Below are 12,005 nucleotides of genomic sequence, written 5' to 3' on the forward strand. Positions count from 1 at the left end.
ACATGGCCAATTCCCAAGGCATCCAGCTTGTCGACCTCGACGAGCAGGGGATCGACCGTGCCTTTCGCGCCGACGTACTGGCGGGGCTGGGGCAGGAGCAGAAGGCCATCCCCGCGCGCTGGCTCTACGACGATGCGGGATCGCAACTGTTCGAGGACATCACGAAGGTCCCCGAATACTATCCCACCCGCGCCGAGACCGAGATTCTGGAAAGCCGCGGCGAGGAATTCGCCGAGGCTATCGGTCCGGGCCGCGCGGTTGTGGAATTCGGCTCCGGATCGTCGGTGAAGACACCACTATTGCTGAAAGCCATCGAACCGGGCGCCTATGTGCCGCTCGACATCGCTGGCGATTTCCTGCGCGCTGCGGCGGCGGACCTTTCCGCCAAGTTTCCCGGCCTGCCGGTCCATCCGGTGGAGGCCGACTTCACGAAGAAGGTGGAGCTTCCCGCCGAAGTGGCGGACATGCCCAAGCTCGGGTTCTTCCCCGGTTCCACCATCGGCAACATGGTGCCGCGAACGGCGGTGGACCTGCTGCGCTCCATGCGCGAGACGCTGGGCGACAAGGCCAAGCTGCTGATCGGCATGGACCTGATAAAGGACCGCAAGGTGCTGGAAGCTGCCTACGACGATGCGGCTGGCGTTACCGCCGAGTTCAACCTGAACCTGCTGCGCCGCATCAACCGCGAGCTTGGCGGCAACATCCCGGTCGAGAAGTTCCACCACGACGCGCGCTGGAACGACACCTTCGCCCGCATCGAGATGCACGCCGTGGCCGACGCCGACGTCGAATTCGAAGTGGCAGGCAGGACTTTCGCCATGCAGGCGGGCGAGACGATCCATACGGAGAACAGCCACAAGTTCGGCAAGCGGAGTGCCAACACACTGCTGCTGGGCGGACACTGGACACCTGTGGGCCGCTGGACCGATGCGGAAGGCCGGTTCTCCGTCATCCTTGCCGAAGCGACGATAAAGCGCGCCGCGCCCTGAGATCGTTCTTAACAAATTCAGGCGACGCACCCTATATTGCTTGTCATGGACGTTGCCGCCATCTTCGATCAGCTTGCCATGATGATCCGCGAGATTCCGCAATCGGGCCTGCTGATGGCGGCCGTGGCGGCAATGGTGGCGGGTGTTGTTGGCTCGCTGCTCCTTTCGCGCGTGCCTGCGCTGGGCCGCCTGCTGCGCTATGCCAGCACGCTCACGCTGGTGGGCGTACTGGTGCTGGTGGTGCTGCAACTCTCGCGCCTGGACCCGCGCTTCTCGATGGCCGTGCCGGAACTCGGCCTGCCCGAACAGGTGGTGCAGGGCGGGGAGACCCGCGTTCCCCTGTCGCGCGACGGGCACTACTGGCTGGAGGCAGAGGTCAACGGCCAGCGCTTCCCCTTCATGGTCGATACCGGTGCCACGCTGACCGCCGTCAGCCAGGAAACGGCCGAAGCCGCCGGGCTGGAAGCGCGCGACGGCGGCCTGCCCATCCGCCTGCAGACCGCCAACGGCACCGTCGCCGCGCACCTCACCAGCATCGAGAGCCTGCGCTTCGGTAACGTGGCCGCGAACGGTCTCGACGCGGTGATCGCGCCGGGGCTGGGAGAAACCAACGTCATCGGCATGAATCTGCTGTCTCGCCTTGCCAGCGTGCGGATCGAACAGGGCGAGCTCATCCTCGTACCCAACAACCCGCAGCCGGCGCTGGAAAGCGCCCGTTGACGTAAGGTTCGGACATCGTCAATCTCCCCGCCTGAGGGAGAGGACATGGCCAGCACCAACGCCGACACAGGCGAGCGCGCACGTTTCGACGTTGCCGAATACATCGACAATCGGCCCGTCGGGAAACGCGAGATCGCGACGCTGGTGATCGTTTCCATCGTGCTGTTCCTCGATGGTTTCGACATGTATTTTCTCGGCAAGATCCTGCCCGCCATTGCCGAGGGGCTGGGCGGCACGTCCGTCGATATGGCGCCGGTGGTGAATTACCAGCAGATCGGCATGGCGATTGGGGCCTTTATCATGCCGCCGCTGGCCGACCGTATCGGCAGGAAGCCGGTGCTGGGACTATGCCTTTCGGTGTTCGGATCGCTGACGCTGTGGGCCGCGTGGTCCACCAGTTTCGACATGCTCGCCATCCTGCGCGGCGTGGCCGGCATCTTCTTTGCTGCCATGCTCCCCATCGGCCTCGCCCTGCTTTCCGAGAGCACGCCCAAGAAACGGCGCGCGCTGTTCATGTCGATTGCACTGGTATGCTTTTCCGGCGGCAACCTCGGCAGCGGGATCATGGTGAACCAGTTCCTCGATGAGCTGGGCTGGGAGGGCTTCTTCATCGTCGGCGGCGTGGTGCCGCTCGCCGCGCTTCTGTTTTTGCTGTTCATTCCCGAGAGCCTGTCTTTCCGCGTGAACCGCAACGGCCGCGACCCGCGCATTGCCGAGGCGATCCGTCGGCGTAGTCCCGAGGTGCAACTGGCCGAGGATACCGAGTTCTACATGGGCGACCAGGCGGAAGTCTCGAAATACGGCCCGCTCGCCATGTTCGGCTCGCGCTACCGGGTGCAGACGATCCTGCTGTTCGCGCTGTGCTTCTTCAGCCTCGGCAACATCGCGTTGCTGGCGAATTACCTCGCCACCTTCCTGTACGAATTCGCGGACCTCTCGCTGGAGGTCTTCGCCTTCTACATGATCATCGGCTACTTCGGCGGCGCGTCGGGCACGCTGGTGATGGGCTGGCTGATGGACCGGATGAATCCCTACTGGCTCATCACCGCCTACTTCGTGATCGATGCCGTGGCGATCTTCTCGCTGGGCCAGATTCCGCCGCAGCTTGCCGTCGCTTTCGTCACCGCGCTGGTGGTGTGGAACTTCGCGCAGGTCGGCGGGCAGACCGGCATCAACAACCTCGCAACGCTCAGCTACCCGCCGGAAATGCGCTCCAGCGGGATCGGCTGGGCGGGCGGTTTCGGGAGGCTGGGCGGCATTGCCTTCCCGGCGCTGGGCGGGCTGGCGCTGGCGGCGGCCATGCCGCTGGAGGCGATCATGACGGTGACGGCGATCCCGGCTCTGGTGATCGCCGCACTGGTGTTCGCGCTGGGCGTGGTGAACGGCGGCGTGATCGGCGGACGGCAGGGCGCCAAGGCGTAGGAACCGCGTCAGCCGAGCGGCTGAACCAGTTCGATCTCGTGCCCCTGTGGTGATTTCAGCATCGAGACGATCACACCGCCGACGTCGAGCGGATCCATCAGCGATGTCGCACCCGATTGCACCGCATGGGCATGGCTGGCGGCGATATCGTCGCAGACCAGGCCAAGAGGGCCGTGGCCCGGCCCCACGGAAACGTCGCGCGCTGGCTTGCTCTCCACCAGCATCAGGCTCGGTCCCGCCTCAGCCTGTCCCGGCAGCGCCATGATATGCTCGACGAAGCTGTCCTCGTCGTAGGTCTGCGTCACGGCGAAGCCGAAGGCGTCCTCCCAGAAGGTGCGCGCCGCGTTTGCATCGGGCACGTTCAGCTTGAAGAAGGCCAGCCGGGCCGCGGGTATTGTCATGGTCGTGTCTCCCCTCCCGGTTACATGTGCCGCGCGCAGTTGGCTTTTGCAATTCCCGTCGCCGTGGGGCAGGGGCGGGGGCATCATGATGCGTCGTGCGCTACAGAACACCGGCTGGCTGATGGGCGCGCGCGGAATCAACGCGGTGCTCAGCCTCGTCTACCTCGCCCTGGCCACGCGGGCGCTGGGGCTGGAAGGCTTCGGCCAGTTCGTGATCGCCTTCACCTTCGCGCAGCTCGTGGTGGGCTTCACCAGCTTCCAGACGTGGCAGGCCGTCGTGCGCTGGGGACAGGACGAAGACGGGCGCAACACCGCGACCGGCTATGCCCTCGCGCTGGATGCGGTGACGATCACTGTCGGAACGATAGCTGCGGCGCTGATACTCGCACTGGCCGGGGACTGGCTGCCGATCTCGTCCGAATTGCGTCTCCCGACTTTCCTGTTCACGCTGGTCTCACTCCTCTCGATCCGCTCGACCCCCACCGGCCTGCTGCGCGTACACGACAGGTACGCGCGCGCCGCCGCCGCCGATGCCACCACCAGCGTAATGCGCGCAGCGGGCGCTGCCGTGGTCGCCTTCACCGCGCCAAGCATCGCCGCTTTCATCGTAGTCTGGGGCATTGCCGAGATCGCGACAGCCGCGATGTACTGGCGCATGGCCGGGCAGACCGAGACGATCCGCTGGCGCCGCTTCAGCCTCACCCGCCTGCCGAAAGAGCAGGCCGCGCTAACCGGAGGCACATGGAGTTTCGTGATCGGTACTTCGCTCACCGGAATGCTCACGATCGCCAGCCGCCAGTTGCTCGTGCTGCTGGTGGGCGCGTTCGGCGGCGCGGCGCTGGCAGGCATTTACCGCGTAGCGGCGCAACTGGGCGAGGGGCTGCTGAAGCTGGCACAGGCGCTACTGCGCGCCGTCTATCCCGAACTCGTGCGCAATCCCGAAAGCGCGCGCAAGCTGGCGGGCAAGATGACGAAGCTCGCTATCGTCACCGGCGTGATCGTGGTGGGCTTTGGCCTGATTGCTGGCGAATGGATCATCGTTGCCATCGCGGGCAGCGCCTTCCTTGCCGCCTACTGGCCGATGATCATCCTCGCCGCCGCCGCCGCGCTTGAACTGGCAGGGGCCAGCGTTGAAGCGCTGCTGCTGGCGTACGGCAAGGCCATCACCAACTTCCTGTTGCGCGGCATTCCTACCGCAATCGGCCTCGCTGCGCTGCCGTGGCTGATCGACTGGCTGGGCGCGGCAGGCGCGGCGCTGGTGGTGCTGGGCACAAGCGTGTTCGCTGTCACCGGCTTCGTGCTGGCGACGCGGACGGGTGTGGGCGAAGGTCAGGGATAGATGGCTGGGGTGGCAGGGATCGAACCTGCGCCACCCGAACACACCGGGCATGTTTCCGCAGGAAATATGGCTGGGGTGGCAGGGATCGAACCTGCGAATGTCGGTACCAAAAACCGATGCCTTACCACTTGGCTACACCCCAGCAGGAGCGCGCTCATATAGCGGGCCGCGCGCGCGGCGCAACCCGCCCCTTTTGCCTAACTCTCAAACATTCGCGCGCTTGCGCACGCGATCGAACAGGCTCTTGTCCTCGACATTGCCGAAATCGGCGGCACTGTGGCGTTCGGGCATGGCCTCGGTGTTCACCAGCCGCCCGCGGATCGCCGCGGGGCGGGCGTCGATTTCCTTCACCCAGCGGCCCACGTTCTCGTATTCGTGCAGCGAGAGGAACCTGTCCGATCCGCTGTAGGCGCCGTGGTAGAGGTTCCCCAGCCACGGGTAGGCGGCGATATCGGCGATGGTCAGTTCGTCTCCTGCCAGGAAGTTCGTCTTCGTCAGCTGGTTGTTCGCTACGTCGAAGATGCGCTTCGTTTCCATCGAATAGCGGTTGATAGGGTATTCGTATTTCTCGGGCGCATATTCGTAGAAGTGGCCGAAGCCGCCCCCGATGAAGGGGGCGGTGCCCATCTGCCAGTTGAGCCAGCTAAGCGTTTCGGCGCGGGCCGGATTGGTCTTTGGCAGCAGGTAGTCGAACTTCTCCGCCAGGTGCTGCAGGATCGCGCCGCTCTCGAAAACGCGGAAAGGCGTGTCGCCCGACCGGTCGAGAAGGGCGGGAATCTTGGAATTGGGATTGAGATCGACGAAACCCGACCAGAACTGCTCGCCTTCGAAGATCTTGATCATCCACGCATCGTATTCCGCCTCGGCATAGCCGCGTTCCAGCAGCTCCTCGAACATGATGGTGACTTTCACGCCGTTGGGCGTGCCCAGCGAATAGAGCTGGAAGGGATGCTCGCCCACCGGCAGCTCCTTCTGCTCGCGCGCGCCGGCCGTGGGGCGATTGATGCCGGAAAATTTCCCGCCGTTCTCCTCCGGCTGCCAGACTTCTGGCGGGGTGTAGACATCGGACATGGGCGTTCTCCTGCAATCGTGTGTTGGCGCGCAACATGGGTCGTGGGCGCGGGCGCTGCAAGAAAGCTATCCTTGGGGAAGGGGCCAGTCGCGCTTTCTCGTCCGCGATGGCGGGGCACCCGGTCTTTCGTCCAGCCTGCGGAACCGCCCGCCATATCAGGCCGTTATCCGCGCACCATGGCAACGCGCCCTTCCAACCTCATCCATGTGGATGACAGCCTGCCCGGCATCACCCGCAAGGGGGCAGGCAAGGGTTGGGCCTACTACGATCCCGACGGCACGCTGATCACCGACCGGGCGGAGAAGCAGCGCCTCAACGCCATCGCCCTGCCGCCCGCCTATATCGATGCGTGGTATTGCCCTGTCCCCAACGGCCATATCCTGGCAACCGGCGTGGATGCGCGCGGGCGCAAGCAGTATCGCTACCACCCCGAATTCCGCATCTGGCGCGAGAGCGAGAAGTTCGACGGATGCGTCGCTTTCGGCGAAAGCCTGCCGCTGCTGCGCAAGCGCGTGGAACAGGACATGCGCGCACGCGGCGTCCACCGGGAGCGGGCGATCGCCAGTGTCGTGCGCCTGCTGGACCTTGGCGCGATCCGCGTCGGCAACACCAGTTACGCCCGCGAGAACCGCAGCTTCGGCGCAACCACGCTGCGCCGCCGCCACGCCGAACTGACCGGGCGGACGCTGCGCCTGCGCTTTACCGGCAAGGGCGGCAAGGAGCGCGACATGGAACTGTCCGACGATGCGCTGGCCGCCTGCGTGCGCAAGATGCAGGACCTGCCCGGCCAGCACCTGTTCTGCTGGGTGGACGAGGACAGCGCCGTGCACGAAGTCAGTTCGGGCGACGTCAACGCCTACCTGGGCGAGACGACGGGCGAAGCTTTCACCGCCAAGAACTTCCGCACCTGGCACGCCAGCGTGATGGCCCTGCGCCTGCTGGGAGAGGCGGACGAGGTGCTGACGATCAAGGCCGTGCTGGAACGGGTGGCGGAATACCTCGGCAACACGCCTGCCGTGACGCGCAAGAGCTATGTCCACCCGGCGGTGATAGACCTGATCGCGCGGCAGGAGGAATGGCGCGCGTCGCTGAAACTGCCGCGCCGCACGCAGTATCAGAACCGCTGGGAACGCGCCCTGCTGGAACTGCTGGAAGCCTCCCCCGCGGCGGAGGAACTGCTGGCGGCGGCCTGACCTTGCCACGCGCCTGTCACGAAAGAGTCGCCGTCTCGTAACAAAACTCGTGTCTTGCACGAGCGCATGACCCGCATCGCCATCCTTGCCAGCGCCGCCGCTCTATTCGCCATGCCGAGCCTCGCCCATGCAGGCGACCTTTCCGGCACGGTGAACGATTCCACCGCGCGCCCGGTGGCAGGGGCGCAGGTGACGATCCCGGCGCTGGGCCTCTCCACCATCACCGACGCCAATGGCACCTATCGTTTCGAAGGGCTGGCAGCGGGCGAGCACCGCGTGGCCGTGGAACTTGCCAATGACGAGCGCCAGTTTGCCGAAGCCGAGGTTCCCGAAATGGGCGAGGCGACGCGCAACATCTTCCTCTATTCCAGCGCCTCGCTGGAGCAGGCGCGCAACGGCATCAACCCGGTGGAGGCCATGCTGGCCGAGGCGCTGATGGCGCAGGCGTGGGATGAAGCCCGCCGGATGACCGCGCAGGCCGAAACGCGCGAACCGCTCTCGCTGCCCGATTTCACCGGCTGAGCATCTCCACCGCTTCGATCCGCGCCGCCTGCCCGTGCAGGGTGCCGCTCGCATCGCGCAGGTTCCAGATCGCCGCGTCCACGATGCGAAAGCGCGACCCGTCCGCCGCTACGCGAATGCCGGAGTAACCGGTCACGATGTCCTTCGCTTCCAGCTTGGCGAACATGGCCGCCCGCTCCTCGCGCGCATCCGGCTCGGCGGAAAGGTGCGAGGGGAGGCCGATCATCGTGTCGGCGGATCGCTTGAACAGCGAAAGCGTGCGAGCGTTGGCGTAGAAGAACTCAGGCGGAACCGAGCGATCGTGCGCCAGCACGGCACAGGTCGCGTTCCACAGGGCATCGGCGTCGGCGGCCAGAATCTCGCCCGTCAGCCTGTGATAGCATTCCAGCAGCAGCGCCAGCCGTTCGCCCGCGCTTTCCTGCATCCGTTTGAAATTCGCGCTCGTCACGGGCCGGGAATAGCCCGCTCCATCCACAAGGCAAGCGCGTGACTCCGCGATGGCGCTCGGCTAGATGCTTGCGCCTGTTACCAGTTGGAGGATTCCCCGAATGCGCCGCGCTCTCATCGCCCTATCACTCGCCACCGCGCCCGTTGCCTTGCTGGCGGCATGCTCCCCCACCGCCGAGCAGGCCGAGATCGGCGGCTATGACATGGCCGCGAGCCGCGCGAGCATCGCCGACGTGGAGATGGCGCCCGACACCAGCTACCTCACCGACGAGGAGCGGCAGGTGGTGAACCTGCTGATCGAGGCCAGTGGTTACATGGACGAGATCTACCTGCGCCAGCGCGGCGGCGACCTGCCGGCCCTGCGCGAGGAGATCGAGGCCAGCGGCGATGCGGCCATGCTGGAAATGTTCGATCTGCACTACGGCCCGTGGGACACCGTGGCCGACAACCAGCCCTTCTACGGCGAGAACGACTGGCCCGAGGGCGCGGGCTTCTACCCGGCAGACCTGACGCGCGAGGAATTCGACGCATACTTGGAGGCCAACCCGGACCAGCGCGAAGACCTGATGAGCCCCTACACCGTGGTGAAGCGGGATGGCGAAGGCGGCTTCGTTGCCGTGCCGTACAGCGAGGAATACGCCGAATTCCTCCAGCCTGCCGCCGAACTGCTGCGCGAAGCGGCGAGCATCACCACCAACGAAAGCCTCAAGCGCTTCCTGAACCTGCGCGCCGACAGCTTCCTGTCCGACGACTATTTCGAAAGCGAAATGGCATGGATGGACCTGACCGATACGCCCATCGAAGTCGCGATCGGCCCCTACGAGGTCTATACCGACCGCCTCTACGGCACCAAGACCGCGTTCGAGAGCTTCGTGACGCTGAAGAACCCGGACGAGAGCGCCGCGCTGGATCGCTACGTGGGCTATCTGCGCGACATGGAGGGCAACCTGCCCATCGATCCGCAGTATCACAATTTCGCCCGCGGCTTCGAAAGCCCCATCGCGGTGGCCGACCAGGTCCACGGCGGCGGCGACAACGTGCCGGGCGTGCAGACCATCGCCTTCAACCTGCCCAATGACGAGCGCGTGCGCGAGGCCAAGGGCGCGAAGAAGGTGATCCTCTCCAACGTGCTGGGCGCGAAATTCGATCGCATCCTCGATCCCATCGCCGACGTTGTGTTGGCGCAGGAACAGGCCGCGCTGGTCAGCCGCCGCTACATGCAGCTGTTCACCCTGTTCCACGAACTCAGCCACTCGCTGGGGCCGGGCACGATCACGGTCGACGGGCAGCAGACCACCGTGAACGAGCAGCTGCGCGAGCAGTATTCCGCGCTGGAGGAGAGCAAGGCCGATGTCATGGGCATCTACAACCTGCTCTACATGATGGAGCGCGGCGAACTGCCTGCCGCAGAGCGCAGCGAACTGCTCGCGACCTACGTCGCGGGCCTGTTCCGCTCCATGCGCTTCGGCATCGAGGAAGCCCACGGCAAGGGTGCAGCCGCGCAGTACGGCTACCTGCTGGACTACGGCGCCTACCGCTTCGACGAGGAAAACGGCCACTACGTCATCGACGAGGCCAAGCTTGTCGAAGGCATTACCGAGCTGCTGCGCACCGAACTGATGCTGCAGGCCACCGGCGACTATGAAGGCACCAAGGCTTTCTTCGAGCAGTATGCGCGGCTCGACGAACACGCCGAGGCCGCGATTGCCGGAATGGGCGACATCCCGGTCGATATCCGCCCGATCTATCCCGACAGCGTTTGACGAACAGGGAACATTGCCGTTTCCGGGGGTGTTGGTGGAGAAAGAGCGCAAGTCGCACTCACCACCAGACCCTCGGAGCGATCCCATGAAAGCCTACACCCTCACCGCATATGGTGACGCAAGCAAAGCGCAGATGCGCGAGGTCGAACGCCCGGTACCCGGTCCCGGCGAAGTGCTGGTGCGGGTGCGTGCGGCGGGCCTCAACCCGGTCGACTACAAGATCCGCGACGGCATGCTGAAGCCCATCCTGCGGCTCGACCTGCCCACCACGCTGGGCAACGAACTGGCCGGGATCGTGGAAGCGAACGGCAAGGGCGCGCGCCGCTTCCTGCCCGGCACCCGCGTGATGGCGCGCGTGGGCAAGGAACGGCTGGGCGCGTTTGCCGAATATGCCGTGGTGCGCGAGGAATTCCTCACCGCCATTCCCGAAAGCCTCGATTTCAAGACCGCCGCCGCCATCCCGCTGGCGGGCCTCACCGCTCTCCAGGCGCTGCGCGACGAATTGCAGGTGAAGAGCGGTTTCCGCGTTCTCATCACCGGCGGCGCGGGCGGGGTGGGCACCTTCGCTATCCAGATCGCCAAGCACTTGGGCGCTGAAGTCGTCACCACCGCATCCCAGCGCGGGCGCGACCTGGTGAAGGACATGGGCGCGGACGTGGTGATCGATTACGAGCACGAGAAGTTCGAGGACGTGATCGACCCCGTCGACGGCGCGTTCGACCTGATCGGCGGCGACACCCTGTCGCGCACTTTCGGCGTAGTGAAGAAGGGCGGCCGCGTCGTCTCCATCGCCGGAATGCCCGAACCGCGCACCGCCACGAAGGACTTGGACGGACGCTACGGCCTTGCCGCGATGTTCTGGTTCGCCAGCTTGAAATTCCGCGCCCAGGCGGCGAAAGCGGGCGTCGACTACCGCTATCTGTTCATGCACCCCAGCGGCAGCGAACTCGCCTACCTCGCCGAAATGGCGCACCGCGGCCTGCTGACGCCGGTGATCGACAGCACCTACCCGTTCGACAGGATCGACGAGGCGATGGCCGAACTGGAAGAAGGCCACGCCAAGGGCAAGATCGTGGTGACAAGGGACGGGTGAGGCGGGGCTTGGTCCGCTTCAGGGGGATCGTAGGCGCGAGCGGACATTCTGCTAACGACCCGATAGCGGACATCACAACTCGTGCACGATTTCTGCGATCTCAGGGTCAGTGTGAGTTTTCACCGGGTCATGAGGTGGCGAAGAAGGGTTAGCATACTCCCCAGCGTCAAACGCTTCATAGACCCGAAAAAACAGCTGGGGCCACGGGGGCGGTGATTTCTGCGTCTGTTGAGCGATCATTACCCCGTATAATACATTCACTACTTCGTCGCAGAATGCGAACGAGAAGCGGCCTTCATGATAGCCAAGCGCCAAATGTGCACCAATGAGGTCGTAGAGCGCAGACTGCTTTTCGCCTGTCCGTCCTGACCACGCAATAATATCTTCTTGGGTTGGGGCTTGGCTCTCCCAATCGAGGGCATACCGGCGCTGAATGTCAGAGATGACTGAATGGGCGTCGACCATCGCATTAGAATGCCACGGTCTAAGTCAGCTTTCCACCCACTCCGTGACTGATTTGGCGAGCTAGCGATGCGCCAAGAACGGACCAGCCGCTAGCGACCCGATTGTGGTTGTGGGAAAGAAGCCTAATCTCTGCGAATGTCTTCAAAACACACTGCCTTTTTCTGGCCTACAAACCGGCAAGCTAATTCAAGGCGAATGATGGCCTCGGGTCTGCTCGCTATCACAGGTGTCTGGGCTGTTCCTCCAGAGCACATCGCAGAGTTTGTCTGGCTAGCGATTGCGATTGCTTCGGCCCTGTATTGCTACAGTCTCGTATTTCGCTTGAGAAAGTGCGGCCACGGGCTCGTTTGCCAATCGGGCATTTTCTTTTTTCCATGGGTAATCGATCCGTGTCCGAAATGCGGTAGGGCGCACTTCGATTCCAAGCGTTGACGTCCGCTTTCCACCCAGTTTCGGTCGTTCACACTGTTCGCGGAACTGGACAATAGCTGACGCCAACCCGACCGGCAGAACCAACGGGCATAACTTTCCTACTGCCGGGTGTGCGTGGTCCGGTGGTTTCATCATGTGTAACGACAA

Annotated in this window: 12 protein-coding genes and 1 tRNA gene; 8 read left to right on the forward strand and 5 right to left on the reverse strand. The window is 64.5% G+C overall.

The window, feature by feature from the left end; all coding sequences use genetic code 11:
• The first annotated feature begins 2 nt into the window (after positions 1-2).
• From egtD to D4Q51_RS12445, 3 genes are read left to right on the forward strand one after another with little or no spacing between them, the layout of a single operon-like run.
• Positions 3-989: an L-histidine N(alpha)-methyltransferase gene (gene egtD, locus D4Q51_RS12435; RefSeq protein ID WP_120078093.1), complete on the forward strand. Its 987-nt coding sequence runs from the start codon at positions 3-5 to the stop codon at positions 987-989.
• Positions 990-1,034: 45 nt separating this feature from the next.
• Positions 1,035-1,709, forward strand: coding sequence for a retropepsin-like aspartic protease family protein (locus tag D4Q51_RS12440; RefSeq protein WP_120078094.1), 675 nt, complete (start codon positions 1,035-1,037; stop codon positions 1,707-1,709).
• A 45-nt stretch (positions 1,710-1,754) separates the two neighbouring features.
• Positions 1,755-3,131: an MFS transporter gene (locus D4Q51_RS12445; RefSeq protein WP_120078095.1), complete on the forward strand. Its 1,377-nt coding sequence runs from the start codon at positions 1,755-1,757 to the stop codon at positions 3,129-3,131.
• Between the two features lie 8 nt (positions 3,132-3,139).
• Here D4Q51_RS12445 and D4Q51_RS12450 read toward each other — a convergent pair whose 3' ends face one another.
• Positions 3,140-3,532, reverse strand: a complete 393-nt coding sequence (locus tag D4Q51_RS12450; protein ID WP_162925317.1) for a VOC family protein — start codon at positions 3,530-3,532, stop codon at positions 3,140-3,142.
• 85 nt (positions 3,533-3,617) lie between these two features.
• On the opposite strand from D4Q51_RS12450, the gene D4Q51_RS12455 reads away from it, so the two are divergent.
• Complete coding sequence (locus D4Q51_RS12455; RefSeq protein WP_162925318.1) at positions 3,618-4,871, forward strand: lipopolysaccharide biosynthesis protein; 1,254 nt, start codon at positions 3,618-3,620, stop codon at positions 4,869-4,871.
• Positions 4,872-4,938: 67 nt separating this feature from the next.
• Here D4Q51_RS12455 and D4Q51_RS12460 read toward each other — a convergent pair.
• Together D4Q51_RS12460 and yghU are read right to left on the reverse strand one after the other, a co-directional pair.
• Positions 4,939-5,013 (reverse strand) — tRNA-Gln (locus D4Q51_RS12460).
• Positions 5,014-5,075: 62 nt separating this feature from the next.
• On the reverse strand, positions 5,076-5,942 hold the full coding sequence (yghU, locus tag D4Q51_RS12465; protein ID WP_120078097.1) for a glutathione-dependent disulfide-bond oxidoreductase: 867 nt from the start codon (positions 5,940-5,942) through the stop codon (positions 5,076-5,078).
• Positions 5,943-6,119: 177 nt separating this feature from the next.
• Here yghU and D4Q51_RS12470 point away from each other — a divergent pair, with 177 nt between their 5' ends.
• The gene (locus D4Q51_RS12470; RefSeq protein WP_120078098.1) at positions 6,120-7,136 is read left to right on the forward strand and encodes a DNA topoisomerase IB; all 1,017 of its coding nucleotides are present in this window, start codon (positions 6,120-6,122) and stop codon (positions 7,134-7,136) included.
• 66 nt (positions 7,137-7,202) lie between these two features.
• Positions 7,203-7,658: a carboxypeptidase-like regulatory domain-containing protein gene (locus D4Q51_RS12475; protein ID WP_162925319.1), complete on the forward strand. Its 456-nt coding sequence runs from the start codon at positions 7,203-7,205 to the stop codon at positions 7,656-7,658.
• On the opposite strand, the gene D4Q51_RS12480 is transcribed toward D4Q51_RS12475, so the two are convergent.
• Positions 7,648-8,106 carry an MEKHLA domain-containing protein gene (locus D4Q51_RS12480; RefSeq protein WP_162925320.1) on the reverse strand — a complete coding sequence of 153 codons (459 nt, stop codon included), beginning with the start codon at positions 8,104-8,106 and terminating at the stop codon, positions 7,648-7,650. The genes D4Q51_RS12475 and D4Q51_RS12480 overlap by 11 nt on opposite strands.
• Positions 8,107-8,206: 100 nt before the next feature.
• Between D4Q51_RS12480 and D4Q51_RS12485 the strand changes: the two genes are divergently transcribed.
• Both D4Q51_RS12485 and D4Q51_RS12490 read left to right on the forward strand, forming a co-directional pair.
• Entirely contained in the window at positions 8,207-9,868 is a 1,662-nt protein-coding gene (locus D4Q51_RS12485) for a dipeptidyl-peptidase 3 family protein (protein ID WP_120078101.1), read from the forward strand.
• 85 nt (positions 9,869-9,953) lie between these two features.
• Complete coding sequence (locus D4Q51_RS12490) at positions 9,954-10,961, forward strand: NADP-dependent oxidoreductase (RefSeq protein WP_120078102.1); 1,008 nt, start codon at positions 9,954-9,956, stop codon at positions 10,959-10,961.
• Between the two features lie 72 nt (positions 10,962-11,033).
• Here D4Q51_RS12490 and D4Q51_RS12495 read toward each other — a convergent pair whose 3' ends face one another.
• Entirely contained in the window at positions 11,034-11,426 is a 393-nt protein-coding gene (locus tag D4Q51_RS12495; protein ID WP_120078103.1) for a hypothetical protein, read from the reverse strand.
• Positions 11,427-12,005 lie beyond the last annotated feature (579 nt).

This window comes from Aurantiacibacter odishensis, from assembly GCF_003605195.1.
In the GTDB taxonomy this organism is placed as follows: Bacteria; Pseudomonadota; Alphaproteobacteria; order Sphingomonadales; family Sphingomonadaceae; genus Alteraurantiacibacter; species Alteraurantiacibacter odishensis.